The following is a 15,778-nucleotide window of genomic DNA, read 5'->3' on the forward strand; positions in this document are numbered from 1 at the left end:
CAGGTTTCCACTGAGGACTTCCAGGACGGCCACACGCGCTTTGGACATGACCCATGACTGTCACCTATGACGCGGCTTATCGACCATCACTGCAGATGTCACCCATGTCCCGACTCATCTGTCACCTATGTCATGAACTCACACACCTCCGCCACCGCCATGAGTCGGCTGCGTTTTGCGCTCACCCCCTCCCGTTGACTCTGCGTCCACCAGGCATCCCACTCGGACTTCTGCCTGGTGAGCGCAGAGTCAACGCTTAAGAGCGGGGGATCTGTGCGGTGATGGTGTTCATCAACGCGCTATAGCGTTTGACCTCCGGATCCTGCCCGGGCTTGCCGCTGGAGATCAGCCCGGCCGACAGGCCGCGCTCGGGGTCGGTCCAGATGGCGCAGTTGACCAGCCCGAGATGCCCGAACGCGGCGGGGGCACCGCGGCCGAACGGCCCGAACCGCTCCGAGCCCAACATGAATCCGGTGCCCCAGCGCAGCGGTGCCAGTCCCGTCGCCACGTCCGGGCGCAGCCGTCGGCACTGCGCGGTGGCGGCCCGCAGGGTCTGCGGCGCCAGCACCCGCACTCCGTCGAGTTCGCCACCGCGGCGCCAGATCTCGGCGAACCGGGACAGCTCGAACGCGGTGGAGATGGTGTTCGACGACGGCACCACCGTGGTGAGGAAGAACTCGCTGTTGGTGACCGGAATGATCTCGTGCACCGAGCCGCCGATCGCCTTGCGGAACACCGCAACCGCCGCGCCCGCAGGTTGGCTGCCGGTCGCATGACTGGGCGCCACCCGTGGAATGTCTTGCGGTGCAACACCGTAATTGGTCCACCGGAAGCCCAGCGGATCCAGGATCTCCGTTGCCAGGATCTCCCGGATGTCCCGGCCGGTGGCGGCCCGCACAATCTCGCGGGTCAACGGGCCCCAGGTCAGCGCGTGGTACATGTGCAGCAGCCCGGGGCGGTACAACGGTCGCAGTTTGGCCAGCTGCGCCTGGGCATACTCGGGGTCGTCGGCGCGGTTCAGGTCGGGCTTGGGACCCGTTGCCAGCGGAACTCCGGCGCTGTGCGTCATCACGTGCCGAATGGTGGTGCGGTGCTTGCCATGACTGGTGTAGCCCGGCAGGTAGTCGCAGACCTTGTCGTCCAGCGCGAAGGCGCCGCGCTCGGCCAGCATGTGCATCACGGTGCTGGTGATGGCCTTGGCGGTCGAATACACGCAGAACGGGGTGTCGACGCCGACCGGAATCCGTTCGGCGTCCGCGGGGTCGTCCGGGCCATTGCCCCACCCGTGCCCGATCGCGCGGTTGAGCACCACGCGGCCGTTGTGGCGCAGACACAACTGGATGGCCGGGTGCAGGCCGCCGGCATACCAGTGCCGGGCCGCCTGCCAGATCCGCTCCACGGCAGCCGGGTCGATACCGGAGTGGTCCTCGTCGCCGACAGCGGTGACGGTGTCGAGATCGGTGGGGACGCGGATGGCGCCCTGGGGTGTCATGTCGCCAGGTTACGTGGGCGGGCCGGCGGGCCTCAGCGCCGTGCCCCGCGGCCGAAATAGAGTTCCTGCGTCGCCAGGCACACCAGCTGCCCCGCCCGGTTGTACATGGTCGAGGTGGTCAGACCGCGCCCGGCGATGCCGCTGGGCGTGAACTGATCCGAAAGCACCCAGTCACCCAGGTCGACGGGGCGTTGAAACCACAGCGCGTGGTCGATCAGAGCATTGAAGGTGCTGGCCTGGTCGGTGCGTCGCATGGCCAGCGCCGCCTCGACCATCTTCGTTCCGGACAGGTAGGTCAGCAGGGCGCTGTGCATCACCGGATCTGCGGGCACCGCCTCCACCGGCTTCCACCACATCCGCAGCCGGGGCGACGGCTGGCCGCTGTGCGCTGCCAGGCGCGGCGGCGTGTCGACATAGCGCACGTCGAACGGGTGGGGCTGCACCCAGTAGCCGCCCAGTTCTTCGGCGAAGGCCGCGTGTTGTTGCTGCGCGGTCGGCAGCGACTCCGGCTCGGGGACTGCCGGCATCGGCTGCTGGTACTCAGGGGCGTCGACGGCCGTGGTGAACGACGACAGCACTTCCAGCAGGATCTGGCCGTCCTGGCGGGCGGTGACCTGCCGCGTCGACAGCGTGCCGCCGTCGCGGGCGACCTCGACGTGCAGGTCGACCGGGCGCCGCGCATCCCCGGCCCGCAGGTAGTAGACGTGCATGCTGTGCGGCACCCGGTCCGGCGCGGTCCGGCTGGCCGCGATCAGCGCCTGACCGGCGATATGCCCGCCGACGATGTGGTGGGCGGGATTGTCCATTTGGGTGGCCACGAAGTGTTCGTCGTCGCGCCGGTCGACGTCAAGGGTGGCGATGATGTCGGCCAGCTCCGGTTGACGGTGCGGCATCCGGTCGGTCATGTGTGTGCGCCGATCTCCAGCAGGTAGACCCCCGCGCCGATCAGCACCACGCCACCGGCCATCGTCGGGGTGAACGGATCGTCGAACAGGAACCGGGCCAGCACCGCGGTCAGCGTCAGCCCGACGCCCGACCACACTCCGTAGGCCACACCCACCGGGACGCCCCGTTTGAGCACCATGGCCAGCAGCACAAACGACACCACGTAGCCCACGGCGACCGGCAGCGCCCACTGCCATCGGCTGAAGCCGTCGGAGGCGCGTAGCGACAGCGTCCCGGCAACCTCGAACCCGATTGCGCCGAGCAGCAGCAGCCAGGCCATCACTCGCCGGTGAAATGCGGCTTGCGTTTGCCCATCATGGCGCCGATACCCTCCAGCAGGTCCTTCGACGCCAGGAAGGCCGAGTTCCAGGCCGCGACGTAACGCAGGCTGGCCGACACCCGATCGGTGCGCTGCTGATCCAGCACGTCTTTGATGCCGTTGATCGTCAACGGCGGGTTCGCGGCGATCTCGGCAGCGGTCGCGTGCGCGGCGGCCAGGCTGGCCTCGGCGTCGGGGTAGACATCGTTGACCAGGCCGATCTTCTCCGCCCGTGCCGCGTCGATGTCCTTGCCCGTCAGCGCGAGTTCGCGCAGGTGACCGTCGGACAGGATCATCGGCAGCCGCGCCAGGCTCCCGACGTCGGCGACGATCGCCAGCTTGACCTCGCGGACGCTGAATTTGGCGTCGGCAGAGGCATAGCGGATGTCGACCGCGGAGATCAGGTCCACCCCGCCGCCGATGCACCAGCCGTGGACCGATGCGATGGTCGGCGTGCGGCAGTCGGCCACCGCGGTGATCGAGGCCTGCATGCGCTGCAGGTCGCGGTGGAACTCCGCCCGCGGCCGGGCCAGCGCGCCTTCAGCCAGCATCGGGGTCATCGTGCCGCCCATGGCGGCCACGTCCAGCCCGTAGCTGAAGTTGTTTCCCGAGCCGGTCAACACGATCGCCCGCACATCCTGGTCGGCATCGAGTGCGGCGAAGGCCTGCGGCAACTCCGCCCAGAACGCAGGGCCCATCGCGTTGCCCTTGCCCGGCCCGATCAAGGTGACCTGGGCGATGTGGTCTTTGATCTCTACGGTGAGCGACTCATAGGTCTCGGCCATACCACAGACCGTAGCGTGGTCATATGGCCTCCGATCTGCGACCCGGTCCCAACGATCCGCCAGCCGACGAGCTCGCCGCCGCCGAAGCCGCGTGGGCGGTGCTCGAGCAGGTGCTCAGCGGTATCGCCAGCGACCAGTGGTCCAATCCGACACCGTGCTCGGAGTTCGACGTGGCGCAGCTGACCGAGCATCTGCTGCGCTCCGTCACCCTGCTCGGCGGCGTGGCGGGCGCGCAGTTCGGGACCGGCGACCCCGGCGAGACGCTCGCTGCGCGAGTCGGCGCGAAGGCCCGGCCCACCCTGGACGCCTGGCAACGCCGCGGGCTGGACGCAACCGTGACGATCGGCGAGCACGAGCTGCCGGCGCGGGTCGCGGCCGGAATTCTGTCGGTGGAATTCCTGGTGCACGCTTGGGACTACGCGGAGGCCACCGGCCGCGGCGTGGACGCCGGCGAGCCGCTGGCGGAGTACGTGCTGGGCTTGGCCCGCGCGATCATCACCCCGCAGGGCCGGGTGCAGGCGGGGTTCGACGAGCCTGTCGCGGTCGCCGACACCGAACCGGCCTTACGCCGGCTCCTCGCTTTCACCGGCCGGTCATAGCCTCGCCACCTGCGCGCCAGCCGCCTGTCGCCCACGCCGTCTACCGTGGGGGACACATGAACGTCACGGGGTGGGTTTGGGGGCTGACCGTCGTCGGCCTGGTGGGGCTCGTGGTTTTCGACTTCGTCTTCCACGTGCGGGAACCGCACGTCCCGACGCTGCGGGAAGCCGCGATCTGGTCGGCCGGCTACGTCGGCATCGCGGTGGCCTTCGGGCTCGGCCTGCTCGTGTTCGGCGGGGGCGTCGCCGCCTCGGAGTACTTCGCCGGCTACATCACCGAAAAGGCCCTCTCGGTCGACAACCTCTTCGTCTTCCTGGTCATCATCACCTCGTTCGGTGTTCCCCGCGAACAGCAGCAGAAGGTGCTGCTGTTCGGGATCACGCTCTCCCTGGTCGCCCGGACCGGCTTCATCTTCCTCGGAGCCGCCCTGATCAGCACCTTCTCCTGGGCTTTCTACTTCTTCGGGCTGATCCTGCTGCTCACGGCCCGCAAAATGCTGCAGTCGGGCCGGCGCGAAGCGTCGCACCAGGCCCATGCCGGCGTCGTCCGGTTGGCCCGAAAGGTCGTCGGGGGCCCGATGCTGCTGGTGATGATCGCCATCGCCGGCACTGACGTGATCTTCGCCCTCGACTCGATCCCGGCGATATTCGGGCTCACCCAGCACACCTACATCGTGTTCACCGCCACCGCGTTCTCACTGCTGGGCCTGCGGCAGCTCTACTTCTTGATCGACGGCCTGCTCGACCGGCTCGTCTACCTGTCCCAGGGCCTGTCGGTGATCCTCGGGTTCATCGGGGTGAAGCTGATCCTGCACGCGCTGCACGACAACAACCTGCCGATCATCAACGGCGGCAGACCGGTCGGCGTCATCGAGATCGGCACCGGGCCGTCACTGCTGGTGATCCTGGGCGTACTGATCGTCACCGTCGTCGCGTCGTTGGGCCACCGACGGGAAGCGCGGGACGCACATCGCAGTGCGACCGGGCGCCATCCAGAGCTTGCGCGGCGGCGCTGACTCCCTGATCGCCGCCCAACGGCTTTACCGGCGGTCGCCCTCGGTGTCGTCGAAAAACCGCCACTGGCCGTCGAGGTCGACTTCCATCCGCCACCCCAATTCGGTGTTGTCGGCCTTGACGTCGACAAACCAGGCGTGCGCGTCTTCGGCGCTGGCGATGTCTTTGGTGTCCACGACTTCGCCCTGTGGGTCCAGTACTCGATAGGTTGACATGCGTTGGGGGTTCCCGCACGCCGGCGCGGCGAATCGTGGTTGTCCGCCGCAATCACGCTTAAGCGCGGCCCTACACCCGCTCGAGATAGAAGTAGAAGTACTTGCCGTTGTCCAGCACACCTTTGCCGTTCATGATGCCCAGCACGGTGTCCTGGTCGATCCGCTTGAAGTGATCATGCGTGGGCTGGCCGTCGTAGACCATGGTCGCCACCACCTCGCCGCGGAACTCCTCGGCCCACAGGCTCGCCTCGCCCTTGCCGAGCTTGACGTTGGAGAACTTGTTGCCGTCGTCGTCCAGGCACACCAGCGGCTGCACATCGGTCACCGAGTTGAAGGTCTTGCCGAACCACCGGGCCTTTTCCAGCAGGCCGTTCATCCGATGGCCGGTGACGAACTCCCCGCCGCGCCACTCGCCGATCATCTGGTCGAGGGTGGCCGGCGGCAGCAGCGCCCAGAACTCGTCGATCTCGGCGTCGGGGATCTGCCCGGTGCGTTCCCGCAGGGCGCGGAAGGTGGTGCGGGCCTGTTCTTCGTTCATCGTCGACATTCCTTTCAGGCCTTTCAGGAGGCCTTGTTCACGGCCCGCTTGAGGCCGAACAGCAGAGCGTGGGACAGCACCGTGGCGATCCCGGGCAGCCGATTGTCGGCGCTGACCGTGTAGCGGATCTCGGTTCCGGATCCCGTCGACCGCAGAGCCACCTCGCCGACGTAGTTGCGGAACGGGATACCCGACACGCCCCGGTAGCTCAGCCGCTGTTCGGGCTCGAACGCGATGATCTCCTCCACCAGCGGCGCCATCCCCGGCACGGCCTGGATGCGACGCTGGGCGCCGACGCCGTTGGGTGCCGGGGTTCCCGGCGCGATCACGGTGATCTTCAGTCCGGGAGCCCAGCCGGACATGCCCTCGTAGTCGGTGAGAACCGTCCACACGTCGGCCGCGGATGCGGTGACGGTGGCAGTCGCGGTCCCGTGCATAAGTTCCTCCTCAGCGGTACGTCTGTGCGAACCGTAACAGCGCGTCGTTCTCCTCGGGCGCGCCGATGGTGACCCGGACGCCGTCCTGCCCGTAGGGGCGGACCACGATGGCCGCCGCTGCGGCGGCGGCCACGAAATCACCGGTGCGTTCGGCCAGCGGCAGCCACACGAAGTTGGACTGCGAATCGGGCAGGGCGAACCCGGTCGCACGCAGTGCGGCGGCAACCCGGGCGCGTTCGGCCACCACCGCGTCGGTGCGGGCCATCAGCTCGTCGGCGGCGTCCAGCGAGGCGATGCCGGCGACCTGCGCCACGCTGGAGACCGTGAACGGCACGTAGACCTTGCCCAGCGCGGTGATGATCTCCGGATCGCCGACCGCATAGCCCAGGCGCAGGCCGGCCAGCCCGTAGGCTTTCGAGAAGGTCCGCAGCACAACTACATTCGGGTACTGGCGGACCAGACCCAGGCTGTCGGGAACCAGGCCGTCGCGAATGTACTCCACGTAGGCCTCGTCGATGGCGACCAGAACGTGCGAGGGCACCGCGGCGACGAACCGGGCCAGCGCGGCGGGGTCGACCACGGTGGAGGTCGGGTTGTTGGGATTGCACACGAAGATCAGCCGCGTGCGGTCGGTGATGGCGGCCAGCATCGCGTCCAGGTCGTAGGTGTGCTCGCGCAGGGGCACCTGCACCGGCACAGCGCCGGCGGTGCGCACCTGCAGGGGGTAGATCTCGAAGCTGCGCCAGCCGAACACCACCTCGTCGCCCGCGCCGGCGGTGATCTGGATGAGTTGCTGGCACAGGCTCACCGACCCGCAGCCCGCGGCGACGTGTTCCGGACCGAAACCGACGTGCTCGGCCAGGCGGGCGCGCAGGGCGGCGTAGCCGTTGTCGGGGTAGCGGTTGGTGTTGGCCAGGGCGGCCTCGACGGCCTTGACCACGCTGGGCAGCGGACCCAACACCGTCTCGTTGCTGGCGAGTTTGATCGAGCCCGGGACCGTCTTGCCCTCGACGTAGGCTGGCAGAGCGGCCATCTCGGGGCGCAGTCTGGCGGTCACGGACCACAGCATATGTGGGCCGTTGCTGGCGTTGTGCCCCGCGGTTTCAGAACTGGGGGAGTGATCCGGTACCCTCAACGAGTTCGAGGAGGCGTGCCAGAGCGGCCGAATGGGACTCACTGCTAATGAGTTGTCCTCTTTACGGGGGACCGGAGGTTCAAATCCTCTCGCCTCCGCAACGGCCGAGCCTGCTCGACCGACAACTGAAGACCGGCGCCCGTAGCTCAACGGATAGAGCATCTGACTACGGATCAGAAGGTTGGGGGTTCGAATCCCTTCGGGCGCACAAGAAAGACCCCTCCGACCTGTGTCGGAGGGGTTTTCTGTGTCCGGGCGCGCCGGTCTCAGACGGGAGCCTGCGTCGACCTGGAGTCACGCCCGAGCACGCTGCTACGGGTCAGAAGGTTGGGGATTCGAATCCCTGGGGGCGCACTCATCGCTCGCCGCTGCGCGGTTGGGCCGGAACCACGCTTTCTTGGCCTGCCACGAGCGCGCCAGTCCGTAGGCGAAGATCCCCACCGACAGGCAGACGCAGACCCAGATCACCGGCCCGGCGTAGCGGCCGATCGCGATGGAGATGATCGCCACCACGCAGGCGGTCACCGCGAAGGCCATCGCCGCCAGGTACAACACCAGCGTGGCTCTGGCTCGGTGGTCGGGGCGCAGGGCCACCATCAGCCGGCCGACATAGCCGCTCAGGAACAGCAGCAGTGCGCCGGCGGCCACCTCGAATGCCGTCAACCAACGATCACCGTTGAGGCGAATGAACATGTCGGGCTCGAACTCCCGCTCGGAATTGAAGAACGCGACCAGCATCACCGCGATCCCCAGGCCGACCGGTACCAGGAGGTGCTTGCGCATCACCGGCCACACGTGCGGAGCCGCGGTGAGCCGCACCAGCATGTGGTAGATGTTGCCCATCACCCCGGCGATCAGGCACAGCCAACCCGCCACCTGCTGAACGTTCCACAACCCCAGCAGACTGTGCAGGGCCGGGCCCAGCTGGGTGGCGGCCCATGGGGTCAGCAGGAACAGCGCGCACCCCTCCATCGCGATGGCGAAGGTGGCGCCGGCCTCCCACCGTGACCGCCAGGTGTCGCGGCGAACCCACAGGCAGTAACCGACGATCGCCAGGGTGGCCGCGGCGATGGCAGATATCAGCATGCGCCGGTCACCGCCCCCTGCCGCCGGAGGTGAACCAGGCGCTCTTGGCCTTCCAGGATCGCGCAGAGCCGTAGGCGAAGGTTCCCGCCGCCAGGCAGATGCAGAACCAGATCCCGGGGCTGGCGTCGTCCCCGGCGACCCAGGACGAGCCGACCACCAGAAGGGACGCGGCGATGGCGGCCGTCATCGACACCAGGTGCAGATCCAGGGTGCGCCTGGCGCGCGGATCGTGGCGCAACGTCAGCATCAGCCGGCTGGAGTAGATGCTGAGGTAGAAGGCCAGCGACCCCCCGACCAGGAAGTACGTCACCATCCAGCCATCGGTACCGGGGCTGGCGAGCACATCGGGCTGGTAGGTCTGATCGGACCGCAGGTAGGCCAGCACCATCACGGCAACGCCCAGGCCGATGGGGATCAGCAGGTGGCGGCGCATGATGACCCGCACCTGAACGGGGTCGGCGAGCCGCAGCAACATGTGATAGATGTTCGCCGTCACCGCCACGAGCAGGCATAGGTGGCCGATCAGCGCCTGGGCGTTCCACACCCCCAGACCGTCGTGGAGCACCGGGCCGATCTCGGCCGCGGCCCACGGCGACATCAGGAGCAGCGCAAAAGCCAGGAGCGCCAAGGTGAGGGTGGCGGCGTTCTCCCAGCCTGTCGACCAGGTGTCGCGGCGCACCCAGAGGCTATAGGCGAGCAGCGCCAAGGTGGCGATCAGGAGTGCTGTCATGGCGTGATCTCAGGACAGGGCTTGCGGGGGTTTCGGCTGTGCCACCGGACGTTCGGAGCTGCTGAACCACGCCGCCTTGGCCTGCCAGGACCGAGCCGACCCGTAGGCGAAGATGCAGATGGCCGCGCACACACACAGCCAGACCAGAGTGCTCAGGTCGGCGTGGATCCAGGTGGTGCTCAACTGCACCAGCATGGCTGCCAGGCCGAAGGCCGACGACAGCGTGTAGAGCTCGACGGTCTCCTTGGCCCGCGGATCCGCCCGCGATATCAGCAACAGCCGGGTCGCGACGATACCCAGGTAGATCAGCGTGGAGGAGACCACCGCCCAGTACGCGGCGTGCCAGTGGTTGGAGTCCACCGTGGCGAAGCCGTCCGCGCTGTATCCGGAGGCGGCGGCCGGGAACAGCGCCACCATCGCGACCATGGCGAACTGGACCGGGCGCACCACCCTGTGTCGGAACCAGGGGCGCATCTGGTCCAGCGAGGCCACCCGCGCCAGGACGTGATAGGCGTTGGCCGCGATGGCGATGACGAAGCAGAGGTGACCGGCCAGCTGCTGCAGGTTCCATATCCCGGTGGCCCGGTACATCAACGGCCCGAGGGTTTCGGAGACCCAGGGCGACATCAACGCCAGTCCGATGGTCTCCAGCGCCAGGGCCAGGGTGACGCCGATCTCCCAGCGCGACCACCAGGTGTGGCGGCGCACCCACAGGCTGTACAGCGTCACCAGCACGGTGACACCCATGAGGGCCGACATCATGGGTCGACCGTACTTGGTGGCGGCGCCGTTATACGGGCGGTTTGTCCAGATTGGCTTTGAGGTCGCCCAGGCGCAGCGTGGGCGTCGGGGGCGGCGCCGTTTCCAGGTATTCGGCCACGGCGTCGTGCTCGATCAATCCGAACCGCACCTGAAGGTCGACGGGATTGAGCCCGAAGTACCTCGCCACTCGGATCAAGTTGTCCGCGCTGATCAGCCGCCCTTCATGTGCCGCCTTGTAATAGGCGGACTTGCGGTAGCCGAATGCCTCGTAGACCTCGCTCGCGCCGAGCGGCCTGCCCACAAGGTATGGCAACACTACGGTTGGGTCTTTGTGACGATCGTCCACAGCAATACACCTTAGCTCTCGTTCGTGGACCGCACAAGTATTTTAGCGACTCGGCGGAGCGTAATTCCTACTAGGACCGACTGGGAGTAAGCAATTCAAGCATCCCACGGGCCGCAATCCTGGTTCCGGCTGGGATAGCGGAAAGGTCGACCACATAGTCCGGCGAATGCGGGGTATAAGGGAACAATTCGCCCCGTTCAGCGCACTTCTCGTACACCTTCGGATCGGCGATTCCGACCAGGAGATACGCCAGCGGCACCTCAAGATGCGGCCCTTTGAGCAAGTGACAGTCCTCCGAGCCCGTCATCGCCGGCAGGTCGCGCAGGACGTGGGATTCGCCCAGCAGATCGCCCAGCGCGGCGGCCACCCGATCGGTGAGAGCAGGGTCGTTGACCAACGGCGGGGCGCCACCGGCCATGGTGATGGTGGGCAATCGATCGTCGGGCATGCCGACGCTGCGCGCGATCCCGGTGCAGATCGCCCGAATGCCGGTCAGCATCTGCTCGCGCACCTGCGGATTGAACCAGCGCAGGTTGACCTTGAGCAGCGCCCGGTCCGGGATCACGTTGTAGGTGCCGCCGGCCTGCACCGAACCGACCGTCAGCACCGCGGTCTCGCTCGGCGCGATGGTGCGGCTGACGATGGACTGGAACTGCACGACGGCCTGCGCGGCCATCAGCACCGGGTCGCGGGCCAACTGGGGCATCGACCCGTGCCCGCCGACGCCGTGGAAAACCACGTCCAGCTGGTCGGTGCCGGCCATCCGCTCGCCGCCGACCGCGGCCACCATCCCCACCGGTATCGGGGCGGTGTGCATCGCCAGGAAGGCATCCGGCCGCGGGGCGACGTCGTACAGGCCCGCGGCGACCATGGCCGCCGCGCCACTGATCAGCTCCTCGGCCGGTTGACCGACCAACACCGCCGTACCCGACCACGAGTCGGTGGTCTGGGCGAGCACCTTGGCCATCCCCAGCATCCACGTGACGTGCGCGTCGTGCCCGCACATGTGGCCCAATTCCGGGATGCTGCTCGCGTAGTCCAGTCCGGTGGCCTCCGGCACGCGCAGCGCGTCCATGTCGGCGCGATACATCACCACCGGGCCCGGGCCGTTGGCCAGCACCCCGACCACCCCGGTCTGGCCGATTCCGGTGGTCACCGTCAGGCCCAGGTCGCTGAGTGCCTGGGCGACGGTCCGCGCGGTACGCACTTCGTGAAACCCCAACTCGGGGTGGCGATGCAGATCTTTGAAGATCTCGACCAACCGCCGGGTGTCGGCGGCGACGATGTCTTCGACGCGGTCGGTCAGGCCGGTCACGTCGCACCGACCATCCAGGTGCTCTGGGCGCGCTCGAAAAGCCAGACGGCGGCCTCGTGCAAGGTCTGGCCGACTTCCCGGTCGGCCATCCCGGCGCAGGCTCGTGCCAGCGTTCCCTCGATCACAATGGCCAGTTTGAACCCGGCCATCACCGTGTACCACCCGATCTGCGACAGATCGCGGGAGCTGCCCGCGGCGTAGCGCTGCACCAGATCATCGGTGGAGGCCAGCCCGTCCATACCGGTCAGCGTGTGGCTGAACACGCTCGACCCGTCGTCTTGGCGCCAGGTGGCCAGCAACCAGCCCAGGTCCAGCAGCGGGTCACCGATGGTCGACATCTCCCAGTCCACGATCGCCGCCACTTCCGGTCCGGTGGGCGAGAACATCACGTTGGCGGCGTGGTAGTCGCCGTGCAGGATTCCCGGTTGCCAGGATGTCGGCACATTGTGCTGCAGCCAGGCGGCGACCTCGTGCAGCCCCGGCAGGTCCGGCCCCGGGTAATTCTCGAACTGCCCGTAGGAGTCCAACTCGGCCAGCCAACGCGGAACCTGGCGTTCCAGGAAGCCGTCCGGCTTTCCGTAATCCGCCAACCCCACCGCGACATGGTCGACGGCGCCGAGCTTGGCCAGCGCGTCGGCCATCGACAGACCCATCCCATACCGGACCGTCGGATCACCGGCGTGCAGGGCGGGTAAGTCGCCGCTGGCGTTGAACCCGTCGACGGGCTCCATCAGATAGAACACGGCGTCGCCGAGCACCGCCGGGTCGTCGCAGACGGCGATCAGGCCCGGGTGCGGCACGTCGGTACCGGCCAGCGCGGCCAGCAGCCGGGTCTCGCGCAGCATCACCGCGTTGCTCCGCGGCCGCAGGTGCCGCGGACCGCGCCGCAGGACATAACTGCGGCCGGCTCGGGTGAACCGCAGCATGACGTTCTGCGTGCCACCGGACAGTTCGGTGACGTCATCCAGCGGGCCCTCGCCCAGGCCCTGAGCGGACATCCACGCCGCCACCGCTTCAAGGTTCACGGGGGGAAACCTACCCGTCACCGCAGTGCGCTTGAGTGGATTTGCCGACCCGCGTCAGCTTTTCGGCCGCGCCTGCTGGGAGATCGTCTGCACCCGAATCGAGTCGTCTCCGAACACGAAGGTGTCCACCCCGTCGACTTCGAATGCCGCAGCGGCCAGCGACCATTCCAGCAGCAGCACATCGCCGCTGTAGGTCTGCGACTTGATCTCGAACTCGGCGTCGGCCAGTGCGGCGGACAACTGGCTGAACGCGGCCCGGATTGCGCTTCGGCCGCGCGCCACACCGGCGGCGGTGATCAGCTCCGAGTCGTCGGTGTAATCGACCAGCAGCTCATCGACATCGCCGGCGAGCAGCGCCTTGAGGTGGTGGTCGAAGATCTCTTGCGGTGAACGTGCCATCGGAAGAACATAGCCGCGCGACCGACATACTGGAAGGCGATGACGGCGCCACGGGGATCGGTCGAGCGTGTGATGATGGCGCGCGCCGACGGAAAGCCCATCACCGTGCTGGTGGTCGACGACGAGACGGTGCTGGCCGAGATGGTGTCGATGGCGCTGCGCTACGAGGGCTGGACCACGGTGACCGCCGGTGATGGAGCCTCGGCGATAGCCGCCGCCAAAGCCGAGCGTCCCGATGTCGTGGTGCTCGATGTGATGCTTCCCGACATGAGCGGGCTGGACGTGCTGCACCGGCTGCGCGACATCAACCCGCGGCTGCCGGTGCTGTTCCTGACGGCCAAGGACGGCCTCGAGGACCGCCTCGCGGGGCTGACCGCGGGCGGCGACGACTACGTCACCAAGCCGTTCAGCATCGAAGAGGTGGTGCTGCGGCTGCGGGCACTGCTGCGCCGGTCCGGGGTGAGCACCGCCGAATCCGGCGCTCAGATCGTGGTCGGCGACCTGGTCCTCGACGAGGATTCCCACGAGGTGACCCGCGGCGGTGACCCGATCACATTGACGTCCACCGAGTTCGAGCTGCTGCGGTATCTGATGCACAACGCCAGACGGGTGCTGTCCAAGGCGCAGATCTTGGACCGGGTGTGGGGCTATGACTTCGGCGGGCGGGCCAATATCGTCGAGCTCTACATCTCCTACCTGCGGAAGAAAATCGACAACGGCCGTGAACCGATGATCCACACGCTGCGCGGCGCCGGCTATGTGCTCAAGCCGGCTGGGTAAGTCGCCGCACGCCGGCACCTGGCGCGACTGGTCGCTGCGGGCGCGGCTGCTGGTCAGTCAGATCGTCCTGCTGACCGTGGCCTGCCTGGGGATCGGCGCGGTCACCGAACTGGCCCTGCACCAGTTCTTGGTCAGCCAGCTCGATCACCAGCTCCAAGATGCCTCGCGTCGCTCGGCGCGGCTGCACGGTCATCCGCTGGCCGCGCACCGGCATCACCGGCCCCGTCCGGGTCCCGGCCCGGACTTCCTGGACGCGCCCGGGCAGCCGGCGGGCATGGTCGGCGCGGTGGTGGATCCCGGTGGCCCGACCGCAGAAGGTCCCGATGTGCAGGCCGGCTATCTGAGCACCTCCGGGCAGCGCGAGCAGCTGAGTCCTTCGGCCGCAGTTCAATTGAGCGAGGTGACTGCGGGCGCCCCGCCGGTGACGCGCCGGCTCGAGGGGATCGGCCGCTACCGCGTGGTGGCGACCACCACCCGTCGCGGTGATGTGGTGGTCACCGGGCTGCCGCTGGCGGCGGTGGAGGACACCTTGGTCCGGGTGCTGCTGATCTTCGGGCTGGTAACCCTGGTTGCGGTGGCTGCGGTGGCCGCGGCCGCAGGCGTGGTCACCCGGCGCGCGCTGGCGCCGCTGCGCCGCGTCGCGCAGACCGCGGGCGAAGTCGCCGGCCTGCCCCTGGACCGCGGCGAGGTGACACTGCCGGTGCGGGTCGCCGAATCCGACGCCAACCCCCGTACCGAGGTCGGGCAACTGGGCGCCGCGGTCAACCGGATGCTCGATCACATCGCCGCCGCCCTGGCGACCCGCCAGGACAGTGAGACCCGGGTGCGTCAGTTCGTCGCCGACGCCAGCCATGAGCTACGCACGCCACTGACCGCGATCCGCGGTTATACCGAACTGGCGCAGCGCATTCCCGTCTCGGACGGTGCGGACTCCGCAGCGCTGGCGCACGCGCTGAGCCGGGTGCAGTCCGAGACCGAGCGGATGACTCAACTGGTCGAAGATCTGCTGCTGCTGGCGCGGCTGGACTCCGGCCGCCCCTTGGAGCACGAGCCGGTGGACCTGTCCCGGCTGGCGGTCGACGCGCTCAGCGATGCCCACGTCGGCGGCCCGGAGCATCACTGGCGCCTCGAGCTGCCCGACGAGCCGGTGATCGTGCCCGGCGACGCCGCCCGGTTGCACCAGGTGGTGGCCAACCTGCTCACCAACGCCGGCGTCCACACCGGTCCGGGCACCGTGGTGACCCTGCGGCTGGGCGTCGACGGCCAGGAGGCGGTGCTCAGCGTCACCGACGACGGTCCGGGCATCCCGGCGCAGTTCGTGGCGGAGATCTTCCAGCGGTTCGCCCGCGGGGACACCTCGCGGTCCCGCACCGGCGGCAGCACCGGGCTCGGGCTGGCGATCGCCTCGGCGGTGGTCCGGGCGCACCGCGGGTCCATCGCCGTCAGCAGCACACCCGGCCGCACCGTGTTCACCGTTCGGCTGCCCCGCTAGCCGTATCAAGGGTTTGCGCCCGGCGCCCGGCGGGTAGGCGATCGGGATGAATCCCGAAATGCCGCCCGAACCGGGCCGGCCGGACGAGCCGCCTGAGCGCCTGGCGCCCGCGGAGGCACCGGAACGCCTGGCGCCGAGCGAAGTGCCGGAACGGCTGGTCCCCGAAGACCCGCCGGAGGATGCGGCGCAAGCGGTGAGCGATGCGCGCTGAAGAAGGCGACGAGTCGATCCGCGACTACGCCCGCGAGGCACGCGAGACCCGCGACCGGGTGGCGCGCCCCTCGTGGCCGACGCGGCTGCGCCACGCATTGACCGCGTTTCGGCGGCGCCGCTGACGCCTGTGGCCCGGCCGGCAGTGGCAAGC

At 68.4% G+C, this 15,778-nt stretch carries 21 protein-coding genes and 2 tRNA genes; 8 read left to right on the forward strand and 15 right to left on the reverse strand.

Translation table 11 applies throughout. The annotated features are described in order from the left end of the window. Window positions 1-256 precede the first annotated feature (256 nt). Genes lipE through AWC02_RS13990 form a run of 4 tightly spaced genes read right to left on the reverse strand, consistent with a single transcriptional unit; the run spans window position 257 to window position 3,541 of the window. Complete coding sequence (lipE, locus tag AWC02_RS13975; protein ID WP_085129366.1) at window positions 257-1,492, reverse strand: lipase LipE; 1,236 nt, start codon at window positions 1,490-1,492, stop codon at window positions 257-259. Between the two features lie 32 nt (window positions 1,493-1,524). Beyond that, window positions 1,525-2,397, reverse strand: a complete 873-nt coding sequence (locus AWC02_RS13980) for an acyl-CoA thioesterase (RefSeq protein WP_085129367.1) — start codon at window positions 2,395-2,397, stop codon at window positions 1,525-1,527. Continuing rightward, entirely contained in the window at window positions 2,394-2,717 is a 324-nt protein-coding gene (locus AWC02_RS13985) for a DMT family transporter (protein ID WP_085129368.1), read from the reverse strand. Before AWC02_RS13985 ends, AWC02_RS13980 begins: the two co-directional genes overlap by 4 nt. Then, window positions 2,717-3,541: a crotonase/enoyl-CoA hydratase family protein gene (locus tag AWC02_RS13990; protein WP_085129369.1), complete on the reverse strand. Its 825-nt coding sequence runs from the start codon at window positions 3,539-3,541 to the stop codon at window positions 2,717-2,719. The genes AWC02_RS13985 and AWC02_RS13990 overlap by 1 nt, the downstream gene beginning before the upstream one ends. A 23-nt stretch (window positions 3,542-3,564) precedes the next feature. On the opposite strand from AWC02_RS13990, the gene AWC02_RS13995 reads away from it, so the two are divergent. Beyond that, window positions 3,565-4,140: a TIGR03086 family metal-binding protein gene (locus AWC02_RS13995; protein WP_085129370.1), complete on the forward strand. Its 576-nt coding sequence runs from the start codon at window positions 3,565-3,567 to the stop codon at window positions 4,138-4,140. Between the two features lie 56 nt (window positions 4,141-4,196). After that, window positions 4,197-5,156 (forward strand): TerC family protein, encoded by a 960-nt coding sequence (locus tag AWC02_RS14000; RefSeq protein ID WP_085129371.1) that lies wholly within the window; start codon window positions 4,197-4,199, stop codon window positions 5,154-5,156. A gap of 24 nt (window positions 5,157-5,180) precedes the next feature. Here AWC02_RS14000 and AWC02_RS14005 read toward each other — a convergent pair whose 3' ends face one another. The 4 genes from AWC02_RS14005 to hisC all read right to left on the reverse strand — a co-directional run bounded on the left by AWC02_RS14005 (window position 5,181) and on the right by hisC (window position 7,401). Further along, window positions 5,181-5,369 (reverse strand): hypothetical protein, encoded by a 189-nt coding sequence (locus AWC02_RS14005; RefSeq protein WP_085129372.1) that lies wholly within the window; start codon window positions 5,367-5,369, stop codon window positions 5,181-5,183. 70 nt (window positions 5,370-5,439) lie between these two features. Next, window positions 5,440-5,907 carry a DUF4334 domain-containing protein gene (locus tag AWC02_RS14010; protein ID WP_085129373.1) on the reverse strand — a complete coding sequence of 156 codons (468 nt, stop codon included), beginning with the start codon at window positions 5,905-5,907 and terminating at the stop codon, window positions 5,440-5,442. A 23-nt stretch (window positions 5,908-5,930) separates the two neighbouring features. Beyond that, window positions 5,931-6,344 carry an SRPBCC family protein gene (locus AWC02_RS14015; protein WP_085129374.1) on the reverse strand — a complete coding sequence of 138 codons (414 nt, stop codon included), beginning with the start codon at window positions 6,342-6,344 and terminating at the stop codon, window positions 5,931-5,933. A gap of 10 nt (window positions 6,345-6,354) precedes the next feature. Continuing rightward, window positions 6,355-7,401, reverse strand: coding sequence for a histidinol-phosphate transaminase (hisC, locus tag AWC02_RS14020; protein WP_165757909.1), 1,047 nt, complete (start codon window positions 7,399-7,401; stop codon window positions 6,355-6,357). 87 nt (window positions 7,402-7,488) lie between these two features. Here hisC and AWC02_RS14025 point away from each other — a divergent pair. Beyond that, window positions 7,489-7,577, forward strand: a tRNA-Ser gene (locus AWC02_RS14025). Window positions 7,578-7,614: 37 nt separating this feature from the next. Further along, window positions 7,615-7,687, forward strand: a tRNA-Arg gene (locus AWC02_RS14030). A 104-nt stretch (window positions 7,688-7,791) separates the two neighbouring features. Here the strand turns inward: AWC02_RS14030 and AWC02_RS14035 are convergent. From AWC02_RS14035 to AWC02_RS14065, 7 genes are all read right to left on the reverse strand, one after another. Beyond that, window positions 7,792-8,565, reverse strand: coding sequence for a hypothetical protein (locus tag AWC02_RS14035; RefSeq protein ID WP_085129376.1), 774 nt, complete (start codon window positions 8,563-8,565; stop codon window positions 7,792-7,794). A gap of 7 nt (window positions 8,566-8,572) precedes the next feature. After that, the gene (locus tag AWC02_RS14040) at window positions 8,573-9,295 is read right to left on the reverse strand and encodes a hypothetical protein (RefSeq protein ID WP_085129377.1); all 723 of its coding nucleotides are present in this window, start codon (window positions 9,293-9,295) and stop codon (window positions 8,573-8,575) included. A gap of 9 nt (window positions 9,296-9,304) precedes the next feature. Then, window positions 9,305-10,057: a hypothetical protein gene (locus tag AWC02_RS14045; protein ID WP_085129378.1), complete on the reverse strand. Its 753-nt coding sequence runs from the start codon at window positions 10,055-10,057 to the stop codon at window positions 9,305-9,307. A gap of 28 nt (window positions 10,058-10,085) precedes the next feature. Further along, the gene (locus AWC02_RS14050) at window positions 10,086-10,403 is read right to left on the reverse strand and encodes a hypothetical protein (RefSeq protein WP_085129379.1); all 318 of its coding nucleotides are present in this window, start codon (window positions 10,401-10,403) and stop codon (window positions 10,086-10,088) included. Between the two features lie 70 nt (window positions 10,404-10,473). Beyond that, a complete protein-coding gene (locus AWC02_RS14055) occupies window positions 10,474-11,718 on the reverse strand; it encodes an amidohydrolase (RefSeq protein ID WP_085129380.1) in 1,245 nt (414 codons plus the stop codon). Continuing rightward, window positions 11,715-12,716: a phosphotransferase family protein gene (locus tag AWC02_RS14060; protein WP_085129458.1), complete on the reverse strand. Its 1,002-nt coding sequence runs from the start codon at window positions 12,714-12,716 to the stop codon at window positions 11,715-11,717. The genes AWC02_RS14055 and AWC02_RS14060 overlap by 4 nt, the downstream gene beginning before the upstream one ends. Window positions 12,717-12,797: 81 nt before the next feature. Next, window positions 12,798-13,142, reverse strand: a complete 345-nt coding sequence (locus AWC02_RS14065) for a nuclear transport factor 2 family protein (protein ID WP_085129381.1) — start codon at window positions 13,140-13,142, stop codon at window positions 12,798-12,800. A gap of 75 nt (window positions 13,143-13,217) precedes the next feature. On the opposite strand from AWC02_RS14065, the gene AWC02_RS14070 reads away from it, so the two are divergent. The 4 genes from AWC02_RS14070 to AWC02_RS22900 are packed head-to-tail and all read left to right on the forward strand — an operon-like array spanning window position 13,218 to window position 15,749. Further along, window positions 13,218-13,922: a response regulator transcription factor gene (locus tag AWC02_RS14070; protein WP_085129459.1), complete on the forward strand. Its 705-nt coding sequence runs from the start codon at window positions 13,218-13,220 to the stop codon at window positions 13,920-13,922. Further along, window positions 13,900-15,414 carry a sensor histidine kinase gene (locus AWC02_RS14075; protein WP_085129382.1) on the forward strand — a complete coding sequence of 505 codons (1,515 nt, stop codon included), beginning with the start codon at window positions 13,900-13,902 and terminating at the stop codon, window positions 15,412-15,414. Before AWC02_RS14070 ends, AWC02_RS14075 begins: the two co-directional genes overlap by 23 nt. A 46-nt stretch (window positions 15,415-15,460) precedes the next feature. Continuing rightward, window positions 15,461-15,625: a hypothetical protein gene (locus AWC02_RS21975; protein ID WP_165757910.1), complete on the forward strand. Its 165-nt coding sequence runs from the start codon at window positions 15,461-15,463 to the stop codon at window positions 15,623-15,625. Then, entirely contained in the window at window positions 15,615-15,749 is a 135-nt protein-coding gene (locus tag AWC02_RS22900) for a hypothetical protein (protein WP_272818990.1), read from the forward strand. Before AWC02_RS21975 ends, AWC02_RS22900 begins: the two co-directional genes overlap by 11 nt. Window positions 15,750-15,778: the final 29 nt, after the last annotated feature.

The sequence above is a fragment of the Mycolicibacter engbaekii genome, assembly GCF_002101585.1.
Taxonomy (GTDB): Bacteria; Actinomycetota; Actinomycetes; order Mycobacteriales; family Mycobacteriaceae; genus Mycobacterium; species Mycobacterium engbaekii.